The following is a 25,076-nucleotide window of genomic DNA, read 5'->3' as shown; positions in this document are numbered from 1 at the left end:
TTGAGAATTGGGAATTGGGAATTGGGAATTGGGAAAATAACAACTGCCACCTGCCAACTGACTACTTTTTAACAGCCTGACGCTTAATAGTCTTTTCTATAAATTCTAAAGTAGTGAAAATATTAGCAGCAGAGTGAAATGATTCTCGGATTAACTCGTCTCTTTCTTCGGGAGAGTCTACCATTTCATCTACTAGCATTTTGAGGTAAGCTATCATGGGAGTCAGGCGAGTGCGAATTTCGTAAGAACCTCTAATTAGAGCTTCATCACGAGCGGTTTCTTCAGCAAATTGCACTGAATACAAGCGAGTGTAGTAACCTCCTTTTGCTAGCAATTCTTCGTGGGAACCCATTTCTACTACTTGTCCGCGATCGATCACGGCGATTTTGTTGGCTTTTTGGACTGTGGAGAGGCGGTGGGCGATTACCAACGTTGTGCGATCGCAACTCAATTTCTCGATCGCCGCTTGCACGTACCTTTCCGAAACCGTATCCAGCGAACTCGTTGCCTCATCTAAAATTAAGATTTCCGGGTTTTGCAGCAGAGCTCTAGCAATTGAAATTCTCTGACGCTGCCCTCCCGATAAGATCACGCCCCGATCGCCAATTTGAGTCTCCAACCCATCCGGCAATAATTGGATAAACTCGTAAGCATTCGCTCCCTTCGCCGCTTCCACAATTTCTTCCTCAGTCGCTTGGGGTCTAGCATAAGCAATATTTTCGCGCACTGAAGCATTAAACAAAAACGTATCTTGGCTAACAATACCCATCGCTTGTCTGAGACTTTTTAGATCGAATTCGCGCAAATCCCTGCCATCGATCGAGATATTACCTTCAGTAGGATCGTAAAATCTCGGCAGTAAATCTGCCAAAGTTGACTTGCCAGAACCCGAAGTTCCTACCAAAGCCAAAGTAGTGCCGTGGGGTAGAAACAAATCAATTCCTTGCAAAACTAAATTTTTGTGGTTAGGATAACTAAAAGATATTTTATTAAAATGAATTCCCGATCGCAAATGAGTGTAAGGCACAGAACCGTTCAGCATAAATGGCTTGTCCTCGCAGCTCAAAAAATCATTAACCACCTCTACACTAGCCGACGTATTTGCAAATTGACTGCGCCCGCTATTCAACTGTGAAATTAAAGGAATCAATCGAAACAGTACCAATAAATAGGTTAATAAAATTGTCGCAATAGACTCTATCTCATTCGCAAATATTGTGCGACCTATGAATACAATCAAAATTATAACTATCAAATTAACAACTTCGTTAATTGGAGCGATCGCCGCATAATTTACCTGAGCCTGAAAATCCGCTTGTTCTCGCCTTTGAATTAAATGCTTGATCCGCTGATACTCCCTTTCCTCGTTCCCCGTTGACTTAACCAGCCGAATCCCAGTAATCGTTTCCAGCACCCTCACCGAATAATCTTTCGACATTTCAGAAAGCAGGTGGCCAAAATGCTTGGAACGGTTAATAATATATTGATTTGTCCAAGCAACTAACGCCAGCAAAACTGTAGCTGTCACCGTCAGTTTCCACGAGATCGAAAGTAGCAGACCCACAAACACCAAAACTGTGATTGAGGTAGTAAACATTCCGATAGCCGTACCAACTGCACTAGCAGTCCGACCAATCTCTCCGCCCAATCTATTAATTAAATCCCCGACTTTAGTTTTAGAGTAAAAATCTAAATCTACTTCTAACAACAACCGCAAGCCGGCTTCTCGCAAATCAAAAGTCAGAGAGCGCGTCAGAGAAGTAGCTACTAAAGTATTGATATAACTCGCAACATTTTTTAAAAAAATTGCCAGCACAACCGCCCCGGTCATCAACATTAAACGCTGATTTCCGGGCATTCCCTCAAATGGATACATCAAAGTTTTAATTAGAGGTGGAGCACCACGCAGCTCGATCGCTTCCTCTAAAAAACTTAAAAGCACTGGTACAATCATAGTAGTGCTGATACCGTTGAATAAAGCGCCAGAAAAGCCCAGCATCACAGTTAAGAAAATCCTGCCGGGATATCGTCTGGCAAATTTTAGGAGTAGCTTATTGGCAGACATGAAGCATTCCCAGCTAAACAGTACGGCATCTCAAAATATTCTTTAATAACAGACAGTTTTTCTTCCTCCCGTGAGTAGTTTTAAAATAACATTTACATACCTGCGATTATATCTGAAAGTATCGGTTTCATTGCTTGAATACTATATTTTTTTACACATCTTTCCCGCCCTTTCATTCCTTGTAAATTAGCCGCTGTCCAATTTTGAAATATCCATTGAATCTTTTGTGAAATTTGAGCGGGAGAACTCGGATCCACTAAATAACCCGTTCCCCCTAAAATTTCTGGAATATCCCCCACTCGCGTAGACAAAACAGGCTTAGCCATTGCCATGCCATCTGTCAGCTTGAGCGGAAACTGAGCCACGGCTGTGAGAGTTTCTCGCTGAGGAACAACGACAATATGAGCCGCCGCTACAACCGACGGCATTGTCTCCACTGGAAACCTTGGCAGTTTAATAATCCAACGCCCCCATTGTTTCACAAGTTTATCATCATAATCATCATAAGGACTCCCGCCGACGATCGCTAATTTTAAATCGGGCTCATTTAACTGTTCGAGGGCCATCAAAACATCCTCCACGCCTTTATGAGGTCGCGGTGCCCCCGGAAACATCAGAACTCTATACCCGGATAAGCCGTAACGCTGTCTGCTCAATTCAGGATTGTATTTAGCAGGGTCGAACATTGCAGTATCCTTACCATTAGGCAAATATACACCACCAAAACGCTGTTTTAAAAACTCAGTATCAACGGTGACTGCATCAGCATTGTGAATGAGACTTTCCATCCACTTGAGATAGAGGGGATTATCTGGTTCTCTTAATTGACCGTTGTGTTTAAAAATATCTCGATAAAGTTGTTTGAAAGAGGGACGGTATTTCCATTCATCTCCGCCGTACCAGCTCAGTTCCCAGTCGTCTATATCTAAAATTATAAAGTGGCGACTCGCCAGTTTTTTCAGCAGTGATAACCCAAAGCTTGTAGGTTTAGGTTTGACTGCATAAATAATATCCCCATCTATTTTTTTCCAAAGTTTTTGAGCATCCATTAAAAACCCCGGATAATTTTTACCCGGTATCGCACATACTGGGATTTCTCTAGGAGGAGTAGCGTACAATTCCTTACCAAACTGAAATCCAACAATTTCTACATCACATTTAAGCTCTATCAAGACTTGAGCTAATAAAAAAGCACGAATTGCACCTCCGCCTGACAAATCGCTCACTACTAATGAAACTTTCACTGAGTATTTTGTTTAAAACATTTGTTTAATTTTCCTGCTTAACCGAGCTTTTGTCAAGGCGATGGGGACTCACGCACTCCCGACCAAAGCAACCGGGTTTTTAACCAGGGCAAAGGGCAGCAACGCGTCTTTTGGTAAAAAAAACACAATGATGAACCCAAGACTGTTATTCCAGCCAGCAATAATTCTTCTAGGTAAATTTTCGGATATGTTGAGGCTAATTTTTTTAATTTGGGGCTGAATTTTGTTGCTTTTGATGCAGTTGGCCAACAAACTTTAATTATTTTAAACGCCAGGGATTGTTAAGTTGATTGGGTAAAAATATTTTAGCCGTGCGATCGACTATTCTAGTAAAGAGCGATCGCGTTACGTTCTTGGCGTACTGAGGACGGTAAGGATAAGTGCAGTGCATTACTTTAATCGGTTTGTCGATCGTATAAACATCTTTCCACTTATCCAAGTAGTTGTAAACCGGGGACAAAGTTGTCATTTTCGGTTTCACCGATTCAACAGCCGCCGCAAAAGCTCCCTGGTCTTTCAATAGTAACACATTTTGATGCGCCACTACCATATCGAAATATTTCTTAAAGTTTGTGAACAATTCCTGAGTTTTACTGCTTTTCGTAAAAGCGATAAATCCGCCATTGTATTGAATGCTATTTTCGTTTAGCGGCAACCCGACAGACTGCAAAGTTGACAGAATATCCTGCTTGACTCTTAATAAATTTGCAGCTTTAGCAATCGCAGGCTGCACATCTTCCGTTACCAACAAATCCACCCCATCAAGAAAATCAAATACCTCATCTATTGGCGACAGCAAACAAATATCACAATCCATATAAATAGTTTTCTCAAATAAAGATTCCCCGTACAAAGCCAGCTTAGCTTGCCGCGACGCTAAAACAGGGTTTTCGTGAGACGGTGCAGGTTTCAATATGACATTTCCAAACACCTGAAGTAAAGGATATAAAATTAGAGGGACTCTATCTATTAAAATAATAATGGGTTCGCGGTGAAACTTCCTGACAGACGCCAGAAAATGAACGCAATCCTGGAAAGAGTAAAGACCAGTTAAAATAGTGATAAATCCCTTAAGTGCTAATTTATTTGAATTCATTGATTTACTTATTTACCGAGCGTGTGTCCACTCCCAAAAGCTCTCACTCCAGTCATCTCGATAGTGAAAAATTCCTTGCCATTCATAAAAATGTACAAAATCTTTCAGGTTAATTGTTTTATTGACATTTACGATCATGTAAAGAGGTTTATTTCCATAAAAAGAAGCCCACATAGTATAACTGCTAGGCGGTCCGACAACATAGTCGCACTCAGCCAGAGCATACATATCTTCAATTAAATGACCGCTGCCAAATCCACAGTTAAAATTTTCAAATAAACTCTGATTTTGCGGAAGATTAGAACAAATCAAAAACTTAATTTTTTTTCCTTCAAATAGCCTTACCACAGAATTCATGACTTGTAAATATTGCTCAGTTGTGTAAAAGTACCTCCCTTTTTGATGCTGAGCATAATCCCCTTGGCGGATGTGAATTCCGACGAGCATATCAGAGTTATTTTTTAAATTCAATATCAAACGATCTACATTGATTCTATATCGCTCTAATGGTTCAAAGTAGGCTCTAATCGGGTCGGCGTACTTGTGTAACTTGGAAACATCTTCTACAAACCAGCCATCTCGAAACAGCCAGCCTTGAAAACAAACTATTGAACCCTGCTTGATTTGTTCTATCTCCTGATATTTTAGCCAGCTAAAAGGTTCTTTTCTGGTTATTTCTTGCGTTTTTAATAATTTTTTGTTGCTTAAATACTTAATAAAATTATAATATTTACTTCTGACAAAGTTGTTGCCTGCTGCGGTAAAACATGGAGGAGGATAACAACACAAAAAATCCCCCGCGGTTCCCACAAATAATTCTGCATATTCGTCAAAAGCCGGATTTAGAACAGTCAAATTATGCTCGATCGACCAAGCAATAAAATTAGCAAAAAGCAGCAGTCGATTTCCGAGTTGCCCCGACTTAGCAGATATTATTAGCATATTGTATTTTTGGGGCGGGCGGGAAACCCACCCCACAACAATTTAATCAAACTTTGGTGTAATGGTAAGGTGTGCAATGCCCACCCTACATACTAAGAGCTGTGACGCTTTTGGTGCCACTGCCAAGCATGGGAGATAATGTTCTTAATGTCGGGATATTCTGGAGACCAACCCAAGGTTTTGATGGCTTTCTCGCTGCTGCCAACCAAAGCAGGCGGGTCTCCAGGACGCCGATCGCACTCAACAGCCTTAATCTCTTTTCCAGTCACTTGGCGAGCCGTTTCTATCACCTCTTTCACCGAAAACCCGCCGCCATTGCCCAAATTAAAGAAATCAGATTTGCCACCATTTAACAAATATTCTAATCCCAAAATGTGAGCAGATGCCAAATCGTTAACGTGAATGTAATCCCGAATGCAAGTACCGTCAGGAGTATCGTAATCCGTGCCAAAAATCGCGATCGAATCTCGTTTTCCCAAAGCAGCGAACAACACCAGCGGAATCAAGTGAGTTTCGGGATTGTGATCCTCTCCTAACAACCCATTAGGGTCAGCCCCAGCCGCGTTAAAATAGCGGAAACAAACAGACTTGAAATCGTACGCAGCGTCAAAATCAGACAAAATCCGTTCTACCATTAACTTAGTAGCACCGTAGGGATTGATCGGGTTTTGTGGGTGGTCTTCGGTGAGAGGAATTTTCTGCGGTACACCGTAAGTCGCGCAAGTAGAAGAAAACACAAATTTCTTCACGTCAGCAGCGAGCATTGCTTCCAAAAGCGTAATAGTACCGATGACATTGTTGCGATAATATTTAGCTGGGTCGGTAACAGATTCGCCCACATAAGCGTAAGCAGAAAAGTGCATTACAGCATCAATCTTGTGCGTAGCAAACAAGTTGTCTAGGAGAGTGCGATCGTTCGTGTCGCCAACTACTAACTCCACCTGCAAAGCCCGATCTACTAAATCTTTGTGACCGTAAACTAAATTATCCAAAATCACCACACCGTAACCGGCGTTTTTCAGCGCTAATACCGCGTGAGAGCCAATATATCCAGCTCCGCCCGTCACCAAAATAGTTTGTTTTTCTGCACTCATTTTCTTCTGCCTGTTTTTGTAGCTGGGATTGCCAATAGCCTTGTTAATTTGAGACTTCCACATCTGACGCTTTCACACTCCGCGTGAGCCGGAGAATTAAAGCGAAATATATAGGCTTTGCTGTGCGAGACGGGACGATCGCACTCCTAAAAAACGCTTTTTACACTCCAGATAGATGCTGACTGTGCAAGTCTTTCTATTCAATCGATAAACTTGAGGCGACCAATTTGGATATAATCAAATATGCGATTAATCTGATGTCGATCCTCTTCTGAAATTTTATCATCTGACAGGATAGCCGAAGTCAAAACTAAATGTTCCCGGCGAGTAATCTTACCAGACGCTACAATCCGATCGACTTTTTGAGAAATTGTTAAGTTCGATTTGTTGTGAGATGTTCGCATTTATTCGATCGCTTTTACGCTAAAATAATTAAAGTGGATTGCAGTTCTTGACCCAAAAATATTGCGTACCAACCGTAAATCACTTGGATCAATAGCAGAAATAACGTATCAGAGTTTTACTTCCCAAGATAGATATGCGGACTTAATAAATCTGCAATCAGCCTTCGGATAGCGTTCTGGCTAACTTAATTATATAATATTTTTCCGAGAGAGGCACTTTTCTATGCAGGTTTATCGGCTTCCGGTACTCTCCGACAATTACATTTTCTTGCTGCACGACCCCGATCGCCACACAGCAGCCGTCGTCGATCCAGCACGATCGCAGCCAGTATTAGAGCAACTGCAAGCACTCGGAGCCGAATTAACCGAAATTTTCATTACCCACCACCACAGCGACCACATAGGCGGCAATCAGGAACTGATCGATCGCTTTCCCCAAATTAAAGTTTACGGTGGCGCAGAAGACCGAGGCAGAATTCCCGGACAGCAAGTGTTTTTACAAGCGGGCGATCGAGTTTCTTTTGCCAACAGAACCGCCGAAGTCTTCTTCCTACCCGGCCACACAAAAGCTCACATCGCCTACTATTTCCCCCCCAGCAACCCCAGCGAAACAGGCGAGTTGTTTTGCGGCGACACCTTATTTGCAGGAGGCTGCGGCAGGCTCAAAGAAGGCACTCCCGCCCAAATGTTAGCCTCTCTGGGGCAACTGCGAAACTTGCCCGATAGTACGAGAGTCTGGTGCGCCCACGAATACACGCTGAACAACCTGCAATTTGCCTTGACTGTGGATGGCGACAATCCCGATTTACAGCAGCGCTTTGCCGAAGTCAAGGAAGCGCGGAGTCGATCGCAACCTACAATACCATCATCGATCGGCCTCGAAAAAAGCACAAACCCATTTTTGCGCTGGGATTTTCCCAACCTGCAATCAGCAGCCAACACCTCCGATCCAGTGCAAACCTTCGCTCGATTGCGCGGCATGAAAGACCAATTTTGACCTTAACGTTTTTTTTGTTTCAGGTAACTCTTAAACTTGAGTATCGGTTCGCTCAACCACCTGTCAAGTCTTTGGTATTTTACGTGAAAGCTCGACAGCCCCTTAAACTTATTTGGAATTTTTTCTAGTTCGTCCTTAAACGGTGTCTGAGACAACATATCAAGCCATAATTGATTGGGGGCAGTGCTTTCCCACGGTTTTGGTCTTGACATAAAGTGCATCACTTTACTTGACATATCATCAGTATTGTGGTTGTTCCATCTTTGGTCTAATTGCTTCCACCTTCCCACTAAAACAGAATTTAATGCACCTTGATCGCGATCGCCCCAAACGTGGGTTCTAGCATTTTGGAGCAACTTTTCCGACAGTTGCTCTTCCTCCCAAAGCTTCATGTTGTAAACTAAAACACCACTATTGAAATAAGGGTTTGGATCTAGATAATTGTTGGGATTTCCCCAGAAGTTGGCGGCTGCTGCTATCGGCAGAGTTTGAAAATCTAGGTTCCACAGCGGCTTTAAGCTGCCCAGAACGATCGTATCGCTGTCGAGCCAAATCAGCCTTTCTGTTTCTTTGGTATATTTTCGCGGCTCCAATTTAACGTAAGGAAGTTTAGAACCTGATATCGAAAGAAGTTGGCCGTAATTAGATTGCAATTCTTGCCATTCAATCTGGTATTTGCAGCAATTCTGTAACTGTTCCTTTTGCTGTGAATATATCCTGGTAGATACAACGCTAATTTTGACCGGCTCCTCCCCAGATTGGCTAATATTCAGATCTACAGACTTGAGAAGTGCTGCTAACCCCAGAATATAGGTGCGATCGGCTGCTGTGAATATGTGCATAGGATTAAGTTTGTGAGATGAACGGCAAAGGTGAGACAAACGTTGGGAATTGAGCAAGTAGGCGACCCTGTATTCAGGTAAATGCGATCGCCCATTTACCGTTGAGACGAACAAAATATTGCCTAAATTTCCGGTTAGATTTACACAAACAAACGGGGATTCTAAGTAGTTAGGCGCAAATAAAGTTTACAATGTAACAGAATGTAAGGCGGGGATAACAAGAGCGATTGCTTCGTTTCACTCGCTGCGAGAGAGGGGTTATGTATTTGCAAGCTTCATCTACTTATTTATCTGTGTGCAAGTACCATCTGTTCGCACCCGAAAACGAGCAACAGCCATTGGTAATATGCAGCAACGCGAAAAATAATGAGATGGACTAACCTGCCATTTGAAACAGCCAGAAAATTCCCCGTCGCCTGTGCTCAATCCCGCGACTGGTTCAGACGTGGGACTCTACGATAAAATAAATTGTCTAGAGATCGATATTACCGCAGAATGATCGACATCCATCTTAGGTTTGAAGTGTCACCCTGCTCAAATCAAAAGTTCCTCTGCTTATTTCCCTATTATTGATCGCGATTTGCTTTGCCAAAAGTAAAATGAGCGTTGTTAGAAACCGATGCAAAACCCACGCAATACTGAACCCCAAGCAAAAATCGACCCATCTGTTTCAACGGATTCTAACAAAGTGTTCTACCGAGCCGCGCCTTGGCCAACCGATGTAGGGATGCTTCTGCAATTGGCAGACGGTAGCATTCAGGGCTGCAATTGTCACGCCCAGGATCTGTTGGGGATGACAGCAGAACAGATGCTTTTATGCACTTCAATCAACAGTCGGTGGAAGACTGTGGGTGAAGATGGGTCGGATTTTCCCGGCGAGACGCATCCGGCGATGGTGGCGCTGCAAACCGGGCAACCTTGTTTAAATGTCATCATGGGCTTTGATCGGCCACAGGGAGAATTGATTTGGTTGACGCTCAATTCTCAACCTTTATTTCAGGGAGATCGATCGACTCCCTATGCGGTAGTAACAACCTTCACTCCTATCGCTCAACCTCAGCCCGAACCAGTCTGTAACGCGCCCGCGCCACAACTGTCAGACACCCTCGAAAGTATTTCCGACGGGTTCTTTGCTTTGGATCGAGACTGGCGCTTTACCTACCTCAATTCGCAAGCAGCGCGGTGGCTGAATCGACCCTCGAAAGATTTGATTGGCAACAGCATTTGGGAAGAGTTTCCCGAATCAGTGGGCAGTTTGTTTGAAAAGGAATATCGCAACGCCGCCACGTTCCAAGTTACGGTTAGTTTTGAATCTTTTTATCCGCCGCTCAATGCTTGGTATGCGGTACGAGCCTATCCGATCGCCTCGGGACTTGCCGTTTATTTTCAAGATGTCACCGAGGAGAAAGCGGCTCGGGCTGCTTTTGTTAAACAAGCGCAAACAGTGCAGCAACAACTAGCAGAAATCGAGGCGATTTATGCTAGCGCGCCGATCGGACTTTGCTTCCTTGATACTGAGTTGCGGTTTGTGCGCCTCAACGATCGCCTCGCAGAAATTAACCGAGTTCCAGCCGCCGCCCACATCGGCAAAACATTGCGCGAAATCTTGCCAGAAATGGCAGATGATTTAGAGCCGCTTTACCGACAAGTTATTGAAACTAAAGTTCCACTTCAACAGCTCGAAGTTCGCAGGACGAACTCAGCACAGCCGGGAGTCGAACAGGATTGGCTGTTGAGTCTCTATCCGCTGAAAGCCGAGGACGATCGCGTTTTGGGCGTGAATGTGACGGTGCATGAAATTACCGAACGCAAAGCTACCAAAAAAGAAATTCAACGGCTCAACCAAGAACTAGAGCGACGAGTTAATGAACTGCAATCGATACTTGATGCTGTACCCGTCGGTATTACGATCGCCGACGACCCACAGTGTCAAGTAATTCGTGCTAACCGGTTTGCCCAGTCGATGTTGATAGTGCCGCCCGATACAAATGTTTCTGGAACCGGAGAGCAAGCCGCAGCCCTTCCGTTTAGACGATTCCGCAACGGAGAAGAAATTCCCGGAGAACAACTGCCCATGCAACTAGCCGTGGCTTCCGGCGTCCAAGTGCGAGATATGGAAATTCAAATGGTGCGCGAGGATGGGGTTGCCTTTGATTGGTTGGTGAATGCGGTGCCGTTATTTGACGAGCAGGGTGCAGTTCGTGGCTGTGTGGCGGCGTTTATGGATATTAGCGAGCGGAAACAAGCTATTGCTGCTTTGCGCCGTTCCGAGGAACGCTATCGCACTTTGTTTGAGTCCCTAGACGAAGGTTTTTGCATCATCGAAATGCTGTTTGACGCCAACGAAAAGCCGATCGATTACCGCTTTTTGGAAGTCAATCCGGCCTTCTTGAAACAAACCGGACTCGAACAACCTGCGGGTAAAACGGCGCGGCAGCTCGTTCCGGATCTCGAAGATTATTGGTTTGAGATGTACGGCAAAGTCGCGCTGACGGGGGAGTCCTTGCGCTTCGAGCACGGCTCGGAAGTCATGAACCGCTGGTTCGAGGTTTTGGCGTTCCGCACTCCTGAGCCACACAGCCGAAAAGTCGCCTTACTTTTCAAAGAAATCAGCGATCGCAAACAATCAGAGAATCGCTTGCGGCAACAGGAAGAACAACTGCGGCTGTTCGTTAAACATTCGCCTGCGGGGGTGGCGATGTTTGACCGCCAGATGCGGTATATGCTGGTGAGCGACCGCTGGCTATCAAGTTACGGGCTCGGCGATCAAAACATTGTGGGTCGATCGCACTACGACATCTTTCCCAATTTGCCCGATCGTTTCAAACAAATCCACCAGCGCTGTCTGGCGGGAGCAGTCGAACTCTGCAAAGAAGATCTGTTTCCCCGGCCTGATGGCTTAATCGACTGGGTGCAGTGGGAAATTCACCCTTGGCGAACCAATACCAATGAGATTGGCGGCATCATGATTTTTTGCGAAATCATCACCGATCGCAAAAACGCTGAACTCGCGGTGCTAGCGGCCTCCCAGCAAGTCAGCAATATTATAGAAAGTATTACTGATGCCTTTATGGCTATCGATTCACAATGGCGCTATACCTACGTTAATACCACAGCAGAAAAATTGCTTTCTCGCTCTCGATCAGACTTGCTAGGTCGATCGATCTGGGAGGTATTCCCCGCCGAGAAAGAATCTAATTCGAGGGCATATCAAGAATTTCATCGAGTCGTTAACGAGCAAGTTTCTGTCAAGTTTGAAGAGTTTTCGCCGTCGCTCCAAATGTATATAGAAGTGAGCGCCTATCCAGCCGCCGAAGGATTTACGGCTTATTGGAGCGATATTAGCGATCGCAAACGCACTGAAGAAGAACTGCGGCAAAAGAATGCGATTTTGAACGTAATTAACGAGTCAGCACCCACGCCAATTTTTGTCAAAGATCGAGAAGGACGGATTATTTATGCAAATCCAGCCACGCTGGAAATAATGGGCAAACCTGCTTCTGAAGTAATTGGTGGTCGCGATCTGGATTTATACCCAGTAACAGAACTTGCAGTCACAGTCACGGAAAACGATCGGCGCATTATGGAGTCTGGACAAACAGAAGTCCTCGAAGAATCTCACGATGGCATTCGGACATTTCTGGTAATGAAAGCCCCCTACCGCAATCAGGCGGGAGAAGTCATCGGCTTGATTGGCATCTCCAGCGACATCACAAATCGCAAACAAGCAGAAGTCGCCATGCAAGAACAAACTAAGTTATTGCAAGTAATCATTGACAGCATTGGTGACGGTTTGATTCTCGCCAACCAACAAGGGGAGTTGGTGTTGTTTAACCGAGCCGCCGCAAGCATATTCGGCCCGCTATCGAATGAAAAATCCCATGAGGAATGGTCGAGCACCTACGGACTATTTTTGCCTGACAAAAAAACCCTTTTCCCCAACGCTGAACTACCTCTAGCCAGAGCAATCAAAGGTGAATATGTCAATGATGTAGAGGTATTTGTGCGCCGCGAAGATTCCGAAGGTCGCTGGATCAGTATCAGCGGTTATCCAGTAGTTGATGCTAGCAGCGAAATCAAAGGCGGAGTGATTGTCTGTCGGGATATCACAGAACGCAAACAAGCAGAAGCAGCGATGCAAGAAAGCGAAGAACGATTCCGCAATATGGCTAACAATGCTCCATTTATGGTATGGGTAACAGACTCCACAGGCTATTGCACTTTCTTGAGCGAAACCTGGTATGAATTCACAGGTCAAACTGAGGAAACAGGTTTGGGATTGGGTTGGGTAAACGCGGCGCATCCAGAAGACCGAGAAAAGGCCAAAAATGCGTTCTTGACCGCCAACGAACGCCAGGAACCGTACCGCGTAGAATTTCGCCTCCGGCGCCAGGATGGCGGATATTCTTGGGTGATCGATGCGGCGGCTCCCAGATTTTCCGAAAGGGGACAATTTGAGGGTTATATCGGCTCTGTTATCGACATTACAGAGCGCAAACAAGTGGAAACCGAGCGCGATATGGTTCTCCAATTAGAACAAACTGCCCGCGCGGAAGCCGAGCGAGCTAACCGCATTAAAGATGAATTTCTGGCGGTGCTTTCTCATGAGTTGCGATCGCCCTTAAATCCGATTTTAGGCTGGTCGCAACTGCTCGTCGGCGGCAAGCTGAAGCCGGCTCAAACTGCCAAGGCCTTTGAGACGATCGAGCGCAACGCCAGACTGCAATCTCAATTAATCGAAGACTTGCTTGACGTGTCTCGGATTCTGCAAGGAAAACTCAGATTGAATGTTGCTCCGGTGAATCTGGCAACCATTATTCCGTCTGCCGTGGAAACCGTGCAATTAGCAGCCGAAGCTAAAAAAATTCAAATTCAAACAATATTAAATCCCGATGTCGGGCAAGTTCTCGGCGATACAAGTCGCTTGCAACAAATTGTGTGGAATTTGTTATCAAATGCGGTGAAATTCACACCCGAAGGCGGTCAAGTTGAAGTTCGATTAGCGCAAATCGCACGCCAAGCTCAAATTCAAGTCACGGACACGGGTAAAGGTATTCTTCCCGATTTCTTGCCTTATGTTTTTGACCATTTCCGACAAGAAGATGGCGCTACAACGCGCAAATTTGGAGGCTTGGGACTGGGATTGGCGATCGTCCGCCAACTGATCGAACTTCACGGCGGAACCGTGTTTGCAGAAAGCGCCGGAGAAGGTCAAGGAGCGACGTTTACGGTGAGATTACCGCTATTAAATGATGATTCTAGAAGGCAGGGGGAGGAAGAACGTCATGGAGCTGCTAGTCCCGATATGCCATCCTTGCCGCTAGCTGGATTGAGAATTTTGGTGGTAGATGATGAACTCGACTCGCGAGATTTTGTCGCTTTCGTGCTTGAGGAAGCGGGTGCAGAGGTTATTTCGCTGTCATCTGGTGCTGAGGCGCTACAGTCGATCGAACAAACTGCACCGGATTTGCTCGTCAGCGACATTGGAATGCCCCAGATGGACGGATATATGTTGATAAATCGCATCCGCACTCAGCTTGCGCCTGAGTATCGGCAGTTGTTGACGATCGCCTTAACGGCCTATGCTGGAGAAGCGAACGAGCGCCAAGTTTTGCAAGCCGGATTTGACAAACACTTAGCCAAGCCGATCGATCCGACCCAGTTAGTTGCTACTGTAGCGCGATCGATCGTCGCCCAGCGCCTTGAAAATAAAGCCTGAGTGCTAGGTAATACATGGCACTGCAGTTGATTTGGCTCATTACAGCACCCCCTTTTTGCGTAATTTAAAACTGAATTTGCTTGTTAAAAATATTATTCCTGTTTCTTCGCTGGAACCTCCAATCTCAACATCCATCCGTTACATCCGTTACATCCGTTGCCGAACTTCCTTGCGATCGCCCCTCAAACTTCGCTATTATAAAAAGTTGCAGTTAAAATCCCAGAACCCACGATCATGGCCAAGCGCGTCCAATTAGTTTTAAATAAAGATGTCAGCAAACTCGGTAAAGCTGGCGACGTAGTAGAAGTAGCCCCGGGCTACGCCCGCAACTACCTAGTACCCCAAGGAATGGGATTTAGAGCCACTCCTGGCATTCTGAAGCAAGCAGAACGCCGCCGTGAAGAAGAAAGACTGCGCCAGCTAGAGCTCAAGCAGCAAGCTGAAGTCCGCAAAACCGCCCTCCAATCGGCTGGGCCTTTTATCATCTCCAAGCAAGTTGGCGAAGCTGACGCGATTTTTGGTACTGTCACCAACCAAGAAGTAGCAGAACTGATTTTCAACTCTACCAGTCAAGAAGTCGATCGGCGCGGCATCACTCTGCCCGAAATTCGCCAAACTGGTACATACAAAGCTGAAATCAAACTACACGCAGAAGTTACCGCCGAAGTTGATATTCAAGTTGTTCCGATGTAATTAAGAGTCATCAGTCATCAGTCATCAGTCATTAGTTGTTAGTCATTAGTCATTAGCTAACAACTAAGCACTGCTAACTTGCGAAGTGAGTAACACCTTCCTGACAGATTGAGAACAGACGACTAATAACTGGCAAGTAATAACTAATGACTGAGAAATATTGACTAATGAGCGATTTGATGCCGACAAATATAGAGGCAGAAGAAGCAATTTTGGGCGGGATTTTAATTGACCCCGAAGCTATTTCCCGAATTGCCGAACTGCTGCGACCGGAGTTTTTTGCCATCACCGCTCATCAAGTCATTTATCGATCGGCATTAGGGCTATTTTTACAGGGTCAACCTACCGATTTAATGACGGTAACAACGGCGCTAACAGACCGCAACCAGTTAGAGCAAGTAGGAGGACTAACTAAATTAGCACAATTAGTCGATCGCACAGTTTCCGCAGTCAACATCGACCAATATGCAGTTTTAGTTGAAGACAAATATCAGCGCCGCAAATTAATCGAAGCTGGCAACAACATAGTACAATTAGGTTACGAGACGGCAACACCGCTAGAAACAGTCTTAGACCGCGCCGAACAAGAAATTTTCAGCATAACTCAAGAACGCCCACAACAGGATTTAGTGTCGATCGGCGAAACATTAAACCAAACATTTCAAGACCTAGAAAATCGCAATGAAGGCCTGACACTTCCCGGTATTCCCTGCGGTTTCTATGACTTAGATGCTATGACAGGAGGCTTTCAGCGATCGGATTTAATCATCGTTGCAGCTAGGCCGGCGATGGGAAAAACGGCCTTTTGTACCAACATCGCCCACCACATCGCCGCTGGACAGCAAAAATTGCCGGTTGCCGTTTTCAGCTTAGAAATGTCGAAAGAACAGCTAGTGCAGCGTATCCTGTCCAGCGAAGCCAAAATAGAAAGTAACCGATTGCGATCGGGTAGAATCAGTCAAAACGAATGGGAACCAATCAGTACAGCCATTGGCAATTTATCAGAACTACCCCTATTTATTGACGATACTCCCAATATTACCGTCACAGAAATACGATCGAAAGTCCGCCGCCTCCAAGCAGAACAAGGCGGAACCCTAGGATTAGTCTTGCTAGATTACCTGCAATTAATGGAAGGTACCAGCGACAACCGCGTGCAAGAACTATCTCGAATTACCAGAAGTCTTAAAGGTTTAGCCCGCGAACTCAACGTGCCGATTATTGCCTTATCTCAGTTGAGTCGCGGTGTGGAAGCGAGGACAAACAAGCGGCCCATGATGTCTGATTTACGCGAAAGCGGATCGATCGAGCAAGACGCGGATTTAGTAATTATGCTCTACCGCGATGAATACTATAACCCTGATTCGCCCGATCGCGGAATTGCAGAAGTAATTATTACCAAACACAGAAACGGCCCCACAGGAATCATCAAACTATTATTTGACGCCCAATTTACCTGCTTTCGCAATCTGGCATCTCCGAAGCGATCGTAAATCCACCAGAACATACCCAAAAACCCGGTTTCTTAAAAAAACCGGGTTTCTAAACACCGTAAAAGTTTTACGTTGAATTAGGTTTTGAGCTACCTAGCCAGCGATTTTCAACAATTCCACATCAAAAATCAGCGTAGCATTAGGAGGAATCACCCCGCCCGCACCGCGAGCACCGTAACCGAGTTCAGGGGGAATAATCAACTTGCGGCGTTCTCCAACTTTCATCGTACCGACACCTTCATCCCAACCCTTAATTACTTGACCTACGCCAATTTTGAACTGAAAAGGAGAATTGCGATCGCGCGAACTGTCAAACTTCGTGCCATCCTCCAAAGTTCCAGTGTAGTGTACCACAACTGTCTGGCCGGTTTTTGGAGTCGCCCCATCACCCTGTTTCAATTCCACATATTTCAGACCGGAATCGGTGGTGACAGTTTTCTCAGTATTATCAGTCATGTTATTGCCAGCGATAGTAGCTGGTACCTTCGGTAAAGTAGCATCAGCTACTAGCAAGTTATTTTCATTCAAAGACTGTGCTGACAACTTCTCAATAGCAGTCTCGGGTAAAAGATTGTTCAATTCGGCGGCAACTGCTTGGGACCCAGAACCGCCCATTTGAGCGACTATCAAAAACAAAAAGCAAACCAGCATTACCCCCAAGCTGACTAGAACTCCTCGCAAAATTAATCCTCCTGATACTTTTAACCGCGATATCTCAGATATCTAAGACATCTAGTACAACAAGAACTACCAAATGTTATCTGAACTTTTCCACCAAAAAACGGCAGGTTTCAGATAATTTTAAAGGCAAAAGTATGAAGTCAGAATGTTTGTAATTCTACATAAGTGGCTTCTACATAAGTGCCTTTTTTAGCCTTCTGCCTTTGGGTGACAATTTTATCACAAGATAGCAGCGAACTCCTCGCGGGCGTTAGCGAAGCCCTCGAAGAGGATCGACCTCAGCGCCAGTTACGGTTTTCTAAATCCCGCATCTGACGTTCCAAACGATCGAGCCTTCCCCGCAACTCATCCATTTCGGACTGTCGGGGAACTCCCATATCTTGCAGCATATTCCGTAGTTGCCGCTGTAACTGCGTATCCCAATTGCCTTGTTCAGACTTGAGGTGCTCGGTCATGTCATCCACAAAGGTTTTGGCTTGCTCGGAATTGATTTTGCCATCTTTGACCCATTGCTCGCTGACTTCCTGCAATTTCTCTGCCACCAGGGAGGTAGTACCAATGCCCAGCATTACCAGTTGTTTGAGTAAGTTGCTATTGTTATCCATAGATTTTTCCTAATGTTTGCCCTTTCATACCCGATCGGCTCAGGTCGCCTGCTGTCGCTGCGAAACCATCTGTAAACTTAAAGTTACATCAGCGCACAACTACCTTTCTATTTTGGAGCATCCAGCCGCCTGATGGCGAGCCGATCGCGCTAATCGGCGTTCGGAAAACCCGCTAATGAGCCTACCCACCACATTACCCCATAACCTTGCTGTCTATGCCTGATTGCCCCCGCTGTCACCAACCTGTAGACGCCCAAGCGCTCGCCTGTCCACACTGCAAAATCCCCCTCAAAGCTTTCGGTCATCCGGGTATCCCTCTTTATCGATCGAAACCCGAAGAATTTCTCTGCCCTACCTGTATTTATCACGAAGACGACACTTGCAACTACCCGCAGCGTCCCTTTGCCAAAGAATGCACGCTTTATCACGATCGAGCTGAGCCACTTGTGCCACAGACGAGCCATTACATCAGCAGCGGCTGGCCGCAATCAATCAAAAATTGGTGTCAGCGCCATCTCGTTTGGTTAGCTTTATTAGGTTTAATTATTATTAGCATTGCTCTGTCGATTTAATCTCACATCTTGCACCATTTTCAATAACAGGCAAGATGCCTGTTCCAAAAAGAGTAGATTTTCTTGTGGAACAGGCATCTTGCCTGTTCATAAAAGGCTTATTGACAATGGTGCAACATCTCTGTTCACTCGGATTGTACAAAGCCTAGAATAGAGATATCTCTGTTAATCTGGGTTGCTCTATTATTCTCTAAATTATTCATGAGTTATGTATTCGGCATTGACGGCGGCGGCACTAAAACTATCTGCCTTTTAATGGATGACAACCACCTTGTTTTAGGACGGGGTGAAGCAGGGCCGTCAAATTATCAAACCCTGGGAATTGAGACAGCAAAACAATCCATCCAATTGGCGATCGAACGAGCAGTTCTGTCCGCTCAGGTCGAGGCAGTAGGCAATCTCAACATAGAAGCAATTGGTGTGGGACTAGCAGGTGTCGGGCGTCCAAAAGATCGTGAAATAGTGCAATTTGTAGTGCAGAACTTGCAGTTGACAAATACTTTACCAGTAACCCGATCGTTCTTGCCCAGGAATATAGTAATTTGCAGCGACTGCGCGATCGCACTTGCTGGCGGTACAGGTCATCCAGTGGGTATCGCCGTTATTTCAGGAACCGGTTCGATTGTTTTCGGGCAAAACCGTCACGGGAAAACTAAACGAGTCGGCGGTTGGGGATATATTTTAGGCGATGAAGGCAGCGGATATAACATCGCCATTCAGGGTTTGCAAGCTGCTTTGAAGTTCTATGACGGACGCGAAGATTTTACCCTGCTTGCCGAAAAATTTCAAAAGCATTTAGGCCTCAATAACCTAGAAGAATTGGTAGAAGTCGTTTACGGGCGCGGTTGGGGAGTCAAAGAAATTGCAACTTTAGCGCCGATAGTCGATCGAGCAGCAGCAGAGGGCGATCGCGTCGCTGACGGCATTATCAATAATGCTGTGGCAGAATTAATCTATTCAACAAAAATAGCCATTTCAGCGCTATTTAACCAAACAGAAGAATTTGAAATTGTGCTCGTAGGAGGTGTGTGGGGCGGCGAGGCAAATTGCCGAGGTCGGTTTGAAGCTGCAATAAGTGCGATCGCCCCAAAAGCTAAGGTAATTTCGCCCCGATACGAACCAGCTTTCGGTGCTGGATTGTTAGCCTTAAACGCTCTCAACAATTAATTGTTGACTGTTGACTGTTGAATGCTGACTTTTGACTATCTTCCTTATCTTCCCGATCGCCCCTGTATTGCCGATTTTCTCGATTTTTCTAAATTTTCAACTTCTGGATTATCGACCTTATCTTCCCAACTGGTAGAATTCAAGCCTGCCATAATCAAAACATCAGATGAATGCGAAACAAGAAACAAATTTAGCAGTAGTGCGTTCCTAAGTAAACAAAAACCGAAGCAAGGAGACAATTTATATGATTACTTCTCAAAAATGGCGTTCAGCAACAGCAGCAATCCTCTCACTGGGCATTACAGTTGGAACCAGCGCGCCCCTAGTGGTAGCTAATCCCGCAGAAGCTCAACAACGAATTTCCCAATTTGATAGCATCCGAATTCCATCGGGCAGTGTAATTCCAGTTAGCTATGAAAAAGACAAAATAATTGTCACCCGCGAAGAAACTGCACCTTTAACTTTAACAGTAGCGCGAGACATCCGCACACCTCAAGGCAGAGTATTAATCCCCGCAGGCAGCCAGATAGTCGGGGCACTGCAACCTGTCAGAAGAGGCAATCAAAGTGGTACTCAATTTGTTGCCAGAGAGTTAATTATCAGCCGCCGCCAACGCTATCGGATTGATGGCTATTCGGGAATTATTACCCGAACCGAAAGAGTCCAAAAAGGTGCTGGTACAGGTTCAGTAGCCCAAGGTGCAGCCTTGGGTGCAGCAGCAGCAGCAGCACTAGCAGGCATTACCGGCGACAAAGCCATCGCCACGGAAGAAGTATTAGGAGGCGCTGGGATCGGCGCTTTAGCTGGAGTATTGTTGGGGCGGCGCAGCGTTGACGTACTCGTGATTCGCCCGGAACAAGATTTAGCAGTAAGATTGCGATCGGACATCGTACTCCGCTAATATTGGAATCTTCGGATTAATTATTTGCAGTAAAACATTGTCGATCGCTAACTTGTGGTCTCCCGATAATTGGCTAGGCATAATGTTAAGGTTGTGCCTAGCCATGTTTGTTGGCGGAATTATTGGATGGGAGCGCCAACTCAGAAACAAACCAGCGGGATTGAGAACTCATATGCTAGTTAGTATGGGTTCTGCACTGTTTGTTTTAATGCCGCTGGCAATTGGTAAAAATGAAAACGGAGGAGATGCTGTAGCGCGCGTAATTCAAGGCATTGCTGCCGGGATTGGGTTTTTGGGAGGCGGAGAAATCCTGCGGCAAAATCAAGAGGAAATAGGTAAAGTTGAAGTTCACGGACTCACCTCTGCCGCCGCTATTTGGGTATCAGCAGCTTTAGGAACTGCGGCAGGATGCGGGTTGTGGCAACTGGCATTGATTGGCGCTTTAATGTCGCTGTTTGTTCTGAGAGTAATAAAAGAGCTAGAGCGTCGGAGTCGTAGGAAATAGTTTCATGGAGTATATTAAATTTGGCAAAATAACCTTACGATGTTGCTAGTGATACCGAAATTACCAACTCGTTTGATGAAGGTTCACGGTCTCACTACTAACCAATTTGATTGCGATTAATCGAGGGTAAATAATATTAGCTTTTTCATACCAATTCGAGTTAATCACTTATCATAAATTGTTGGCGATCCTCCCCGCCAGACCTGTCAATGTAGTGAAAAAGTTGCTCAAACCTATCATAAGGAGTGCAACCGGAATTGATATAACAAGAAATAACCTTTGAATCATAATGATCGACGGTTAGTCGGCAAACAGGGTGATAGGTCTGGTCATTCCCGCCTTGCCTTTGAGGAGCTAAGTCCTGCCTACAAACTTAAACATTTATTTTAAAAATCATTTAAATTAGAGTTGATTGGCTTACTACCGAGTGAAGCAAGATAGCAAGAGTGGTAAAATTAATTAGTTATACCTTAGAAAAATTAACTCTTAAATAAACTTTTTTTAGTAAATTGATTAATTAATATTTATTTTGCCTGAAACCACATGAATGAATAAAGCTAGTTAATTCGTTTCGGGAAAACTTGGCATTTTTATCAATTCCAAAGACTCTTGCCTTACGCGACCCGCCATGGCAGCTAACTGCAAGCTCATAAAAGCATTCAAATCTTCCAAATCACACTTGGCTGAGGAAAAAATCTTCTGCATTTCATTTTCCGCTTCCAAACTCAGATATCCAGCGGCAATAGCTTGTTTTACAACTTCACGAATCTGCACGGTAGAAATTTCCCTTACTAAATTTGAACTAATCAAAAGCAAACAAGTTACTAACAGGAAGTTTCGGAAGCCGTCTCGCCAAAGATTTCAAATTTTTTCAGCTCGCGAGACTCTTGTTTCACTCCTCCGGACATAGCTGCTAGTTGCAAAGCCATAAAAGCATTTAAGTCTTCTAAGTCATACGTGGTGGTAGTTAACATCCGCCGCAGTTGATTTTCGGCTTCAATGGTTAGATAGCCTAGAGCCAGAGCTTGCTGGGCGAGATCGCGAATTAGTACCATAACACTTCGGGGTTTTATTGGTTCAAGCATCAGTATCAACTGTTTTCACAGGATCAGCAGTGACGGCTATTGCTCGATATCTGTGACATTGTTACGGGGCACTCGTGACAACCGGAGTCGGAGAGTGTGACTAAGTATTTGCACGGTTGTGACGGCGATCACGCGGGGGATGCCAGAGGCGGAGTCGGAGACTGGGGAGTCGGAGAGTGTCCGGGTGTCTGCATGGGGAAGTCGGAGAGTGTCCGAGTGGAGGAGCCGGAGAGGGGAAGCATTTTTCTTTTTCCCTGGGACTAATCACTGATGACTACTGCCTTCTACCTTCAGAAGACGCTCAACGTCTATAATCAGCAAGTTAAATATTTACGGCAAGACATATGGAACTAGCTCATAAAGATTTGCTACAACAAATAGCCCGACTATCGGAAACTTATGCTAATTTGGCCGATCGCCTCTCCCAAGCAGCAAAACAACTGCAAGACTCCGGCCTTCCTCCCTCTGACAGCTTGCTGCAAGAAGTAGCAGCCTACAGCCGCAACTTTGCAGGTGTGCAAAAACAAGCTCTCGAACTCAACAAATCCGCGATCGCACCGGGGGAAATTGCTTCCCTCAAAGACATTCAAAACTTAGTCGAGACTGCCGCAGCTTCCGAAGGTAAAGCAGAAATTCGCGATGCAGCATTGAAAGTGATCGAGCGAGTATTGGCGATCGCCCACCGCGAACAAAGCGACTTCGCACCCTTACAATCAGTTCATGCCAAAGCCCGCGAACTGCAGCGCGCGATTTCCGAATCAACCCCAACTCAACTGCATTCTGACGCAGAATCCTTAATCAGCGGCAAACACCCAGTTTCAGCAGTGCTCGCCCTGGTGGAACAGCAAGACAAATTAGATGACGAACAGTGGGTAATTCTCGAAGAAACAGTCAGCGCCGCTTTTGGCAAACAAATAGCCGTAGCCATTTCCAGAGGCAAATTAACCATTGCTGAGATGGTAAAAGCAGCACCTGCAAAAGTCGAACCCGCATTTAAAGCAGCGCCCGAACAAAAAATCAGCGCCGAACCTTTGCCAGAAGTGATTGTCATCCCGTCAGGAAATGTGGCACCTAAACAAGTTACAGTTGCGCCACAAATCCAGATTTTGGAATCCCCCGCACCTTCTGTCCCCATGCACGAGGTGATTATTGTTCCCAGCGTGGAAGTACCTAAGTCTCTTCAGACAACCGATTCCGGGAACATTGTCTTTGGGGCACCTCGGGACATTCAACAAGCTCCTGTAGAGGGCGGTTTGGGAATCAAAGTTTTGGTGCACATTCAGGGAATTGGCGATCGAACTTTCGGTGCTCAAGAATACGCGGGTTCTAAGGGGCGGGGGCTGCGCGTCGAAGGATTTGCGATTAATATCGATCCGCCAATTCCCGGCTTAAATGTCGAGTACATGGCTCACGTCGAAGGTGTTGGCGATACTCCTTGGCTTAGCGAGGGAGAATTGGCGGGTTTTCGGGGTCAAGCGAAACGAATTGAAGGATTTGCGGTGCGGTTGAGCGGGCCGCAAGCTGATAAGTACGACGTATTTTATAGCGCTCACATTCAGAATATCAGCGACACCGACGTGTCCTCCAACGGCGAATATTGCGGCACTCGCGGCAAAGCTTTGAGAATAGAGGGCATCAAAGTTTGGATCGCGCCGTCTGCGAGTTCCCAAACAGTGGCGCCTGTGGGTTTAAAAGTGTTGGCGCATATTCAAGGAATTGGCGATCGAACTTTTAGCGATCGAGAATATGCGGGTACTAAAGCTCAAGGCCGCCGCGTCGAAGGATTTCAAATTAAAATAGAGCCTCCCGTTGCCGGTTTAAATTTGCAGTACATGGCTCACGTTGAAGGAGTTGGCGATACTGCTTGGATCTCAGAAGGGGAGTTGGCCGGTTTCCGGGGCAAAGCCAAGCGCATTGAGGGATTTGCCGCCCGCCTGACAGGGCCGCAAGCTGATAAATACGACGTATTTTATACGGCTCACATCCAGAATGTGGGCGATACTCCTGTTACTGCTAACGGTCAATATTGCGGCACTCGCGGCAAAGGTTTGAGGGTTGAGGGGATGACGGTTTGGGTTGAGCCGAAAGCGTAAAAATTGAGAATGAATGGAAAATTTTAAATGGCTTTTTCCATTCATTTTGTGTTTTTATATCATTGGGGATTGGTTGGTTTTTGTATGATTTGGGCGATGGTAGGGGGGTGGGTTTTACCAACTATCTACGCCAAAAACTAATAATCTCCTAAACCCGCCGCTTAACGGTAAACCTGAATGTACATTTTTTCCCTTTGATAAAAGTCAAGGTTGATATAGGTTATTAGTTGTGGGGGGCGGGTTTAGGAGATTGTTTGTGTGGGTAAATATTATTGGTAAAACCCGCCGCTACAGCATTAAAAACATTTGCACAACTTACGCTAGCAGACACGATATTAATGGTGTAGAACGTGCAACAAGCCTTCTACCACATGACCGATCGCATTTGGAGCAGCTTCGCAAGCTGCTGCTTCGGCGGCGCACTGGCCGGCGTGGAGTGCGTTTCCGACAGCTTGACTCCCTCCCTCCAGCGCATCGGCACCAAATTGACCGCGATATGTTTCTTGGACCATTTCAGCTTGAATTTTGCTGGTGGTCTCTTCGGGATTCGTTTCCCAATTGCGGATTGTTTGGACAATCTCGAACCCAGCCCAAATTAACATTCCGAGGACGATCGCACCAATCAAATATCCCATAGCTTTCTTTAAAGGTTGAGGTTGGCTGTAGCTAATCTAGGGCAGCGATTGCCAGCAGACAGGATGCAAATCATTGCTGTTGAGTGCGGATGTCAGCCTTTTATAGCAGATGTTGAAGGCTTTAGTTATTCTTGAGAGAAGAAAGTCGATCGTCAACATAATATTAAGCAATTTTCCTATTTACAGGCTGGGGAATTACACGGTTGCTGAACGGGAAATGCT

At 45.5% G+C, this 25,076-nt stretch carries 22 protein-coding genes; 10 read left to right on the top strand and 12 right to left on the bottom strand.

Translation table 11 applies throughout. From position 1 onward, the window contains the following. Window positions 1-61: 61 nt before the first annotated feature. From QUA23_RS15520 to QUA23_RS15495, 6 genes are all read right to left on the bottom strand, one after another. The gene (locus QUA23_RS15520) at window positions 62-2,065 is read right to left on the bottom strand and encodes an ABC transporter ATP-binding protein (RefSeq protein ID WP_333076766.1); all 2,004 of its coding nucleotides are present in this window, start codon (window positions 2,063-2,065) and stop codon (window positions 62-64) included. 92 nt (window positions 2,066-2,157) lie between these two features. Continuing rightward, the gene (locus tag QUA23_RS15515; protein WP_333076767.1) at window positions 2,158-3,309 is read right to left on the bottom strand and encodes a glycosyltransferase family 4 protein; all 1,152 of its coding nucleotides are present in this window, start codon (window positions 3,307-3,309) and stop codon (window positions 2,158-2,160) included. Between the two features lie 280 nt (window positions 3,310-3,589). Continuing rightward, complete coding sequence (locus QUA23_RS15510; protein WP_333076768.1) at window positions 3,590-4,426, bottom strand: hypothetical protein; 837 nt, start codon at window positions 4,424-4,426, stop codon at window positions 3,590-3,592. Window positions 4,427-4,438: 12 nt separating this feature from the next. Further along, window positions 4,439-5,368: an alpha-1,2-fucosyltransferase gene (locus QUA23_RS15505; RefSeq protein WP_333076769.1), complete on the bottom strand. Its 930-nt coding sequence runs from the start codon at window positions 5,366-5,368 to the stop codon at window positions 4,439-4,441. Window positions 5,369-5,460: 92 nt separating this feature from the next. After that, window positions 5,461-6,462, bottom strand: a complete 1,002-nt coding sequence (gene galE, locus QUA23_RS15500) for a UDP-glucose 4-epimerase GalE (protein WP_333076815.1) — start codon at window positions 6,460-6,462, stop codon at window positions 5,461-5,463. 200 nt (window positions 6,463-6,662) lie between these two features. Further along, a complete protein-coding gene (locus QUA23_RS15495) occupies window positions 6,663-6,866 on the bottom strand; it encodes a hypothetical protein (protein ID WP_190659093.1) in 204 nt (67 codons plus the stop codon). Between the two features lie 223 nt (window positions 6,867-7,089). Between QUA23_RS15495 and gloB the strand changes: the two genes are divergently transcribed. Next, complete coding sequence (gloB, locus tag QUA23_RS15490; RefSeq protein WP_333076770.1) at window positions 7,090-7,863, top strand: hydroxyacylglutathione hydrolase; 774 nt, start codon at window positions 7,090-7,092, stop codon at window positions 7,861-7,863. A gap of 2 nt (window positions 7,864-7,865) precedes the next feature. Here gloB and QUA23_RS15485 read toward each other — a convergent pair whose 3' ends face one another. Beyond that, window positions 7,866-8,705 carry a glycosyltransferase gene (locus QUA23_RS15485; protein WP_333076771.1) on the bottom strand — a complete coding sequence of 280 codons (840 nt, stop codon included), beginning with the start codon at window positions 8,703-8,705 and terminating at the stop codon, window positions 7,866-7,868. Window positions 8,706-9,324: 619 nt separating this feature from the next. Here QUA23_RS15485 and QUA23_RS15480 point away from each other — a divergent pair. From QUA23_RS15480 to dnaB, 3 genes are all read left to right on the top strand, one after another. Beyond that, window positions 9,325-14,424, top strand: a complete 5,100-nt coding sequence (locus tag QUA23_RS15480; RefSeq protein WP_333076773.1) for a PAS domain-containing protein — start codon at window positions 9,325-9,327, stop codon at window positions 14,422-14,424. Between the two features lie 234 nt (window positions 14,425-14,658). Next, the gene (gene rplI / locus QUA23_RS15475; RefSeq protein WP_006634794.1) at window positions 14,659-15,117 is read left to right on the top strand and encodes a 50S ribosomal protein L9; all 459 of its coding nucleotides are present in this window, start codon (window positions 14,659-14,661) and stop codon (window positions 15,115-15,117) included. Between the two features lie 167 nt (window positions 15,118-15,284). Beyond that, window positions 15,285-16,610 carry a replicative DNA helicase gene (dnaB, locus tag QUA23_RS15470; RefSeq protein ID WP_333076774.1) on the top strand — a complete coding sequence of 442 codons (1,326 nt, stop codon included), beginning with the start codon at window positions 15,285-15,287 and terminating at the stop codon, window positions 16,608-16,610. A gap of 93 nt (window positions 16,611-16,703) precedes the next feature. On the opposite strand, the gene QUA23_RS15465 is transcribed toward dnaB, so the two are convergent. Beyond that, the gene (locus QUA23_RS15465) at window positions 16,704-17,291 is read right to left on the bottom strand and encodes an FKBP-type peptidyl-prolyl cis-trans isomerase (RefSeq protein ID WP_333076776.1); all 588 of its coding nucleotides are present in this window, start codon (window positions 17,289-17,291) and stop codon (window positions 16,704-16,706) included. A 278-nt stretch (window positions 17,292-17,569) separates the two neighbouring features. Continuing rightward, the gene (locus QUA23_RS15460) at window positions 17,570-17,896 is read right to left on the bottom strand and encodes a phasin family protein (protein ID WP_333036214.1); all 327 of its coding nucleotides are present in this window, start codon (window positions 17,894-17,896) and stop codon (window positions 17,570-17,572) included. A gap of 215 nt (window positions 17,897-18,111) precedes the next feature. Between QUA23_RS15460 and QUA23_RS15455 the strand changes: the two genes are divergently transcribed. The 4 genes from QUA23_RS15455 (at window position 18,112) to QUA23_RS15440 (ending at window position 21,041) form a co-directional block, all read left to right on the top strand. Further along, window positions 18,112-18,468 (top strand): zinc ribbon domain-containing protein, encoded by a 357-nt coding sequence (locus QUA23_RS15455; protein ID WP_333070452.1) that lies wholly within the window; start codon window positions 18,112-18,114, stop codon window positions 18,466-18,468. Window positions 18,469-18,669: 201 nt separating this feature from the next. Then, window positions 18,670-19,635 (top strand): BadF/BadG/BcrA/BcrD ATPase family protein, encoded by a 966-nt coding sequence (locus tag QUA23_RS15450; protein WP_333076777.1) that lies wholly within the window; start codon window positions 18,670-18,672, stop codon window positions 19,633-19,635. 244 nt (window positions 19,636-19,879) lie between these two features. Next, window positions 19,880-20,536 (top strand): hypothetical protein, encoded by a 657-nt coding sequence (locus QUA23_RS15445; RefSeq protein ID WP_333076779.1) that lies wholly within the window; start codon window positions 19,880-19,882, stop codon window positions 20,534-20,536. Window positions 20,537-20,618: 82 nt separating this feature from the next. Then, window positions 20,619-21,041, top strand: coding sequence for an MgtC/SapB family protein (locus QUA23_RS15440; protein WP_333076780.1), 423 nt, complete (start codon window positions 20,619-20,621; stop codon window positions 21,039-21,041). Between the two features lie 561 nt (window positions 21,042-21,602). Here QUA23_RS15440 and QUA23_RS15435 read toward each other — a convergent pair. Beyond that, window positions 21,603-21,815 carry a hypothetical protein gene (locus tag QUA23_RS15435; RefSeq protein WP_333076781.1) on the bottom strand — a complete coding sequence of 71 codons (213 nt, stop codon included), beginning with the start codon at window positions 21,813-21,815 and terminating at the stop codon, window positions 21,603-21,605. A gap of 50 nt (window positions 21,816-21,865) precedes the next feature. Then, window positions 21,866-22,096, bottom strand: coding sequence for a hypothetical protein (locus QUA23_RS15430; RefSeq protein ID WP_333069764.1), 231 nt, complete (start codon window positions 22,094-22,096; stop codon window positions 21,866-21,868). A gap of 126 nt (window positions 22,097-22,222) precedes the next feature. Between QUA23_RS15430 and QUA23_RS15425 the strand changes: the two genes are divergently transcribed. Beyond that, window positions 22,223-22,390, top strand: coding sequence for a hypothetical protein (locus QUA23_RS15425; protein WP_333076782.1), 168 nt, complete (start codon window positions 22,223-22,225; stop codon window positions 22,388-22,390). A gap of 80 nt (window positions 22,391-22,470) precedes the next feature. Further along, window positions 22,471-24,219, top strand: a complete 1,749-nt coding sequence (locus tag QUA23_RS15420; RefSeq protein ID WP_333076784.1) for a hypothetical protein — start codon at window positions 22,471-22,473, stop codon at window positions 24,217-24,219. A gap of 335 nt (window positions 24,220-24,554) precedes the next feature. Here QUA23_RS15420 and QUA23_RS15415 read toward each other — a convergent pair whose 3' ends face one another. Continuing rightward, complete coding sequence (locus QUA23_RS15415; protein WP_333076785.1) at window positions 24,555-24,854, bottom strand: hypothetical protein; 300 nt, start codon at window positions 24,852-24,854, stop codon at window positions 24,555-24,557. Between the last annotated feature and the right edge of the window lie 222 nt (window positions 24,855-25,076).

The organism is Microcoleus sp. Pol1C5 (genome assembly GCF_036701115.1).
GTDB lineage: Bacteria > Cyanobacteriota > Cyanobacteriia > Cyanobacteriales > Microcoleaceae > Microcoleus.
The sequence above is the reverse complement of the archived record's forward strand: the minus strand, read 5'-3'. Positions and strand labels throughout refer to the sequence as shown.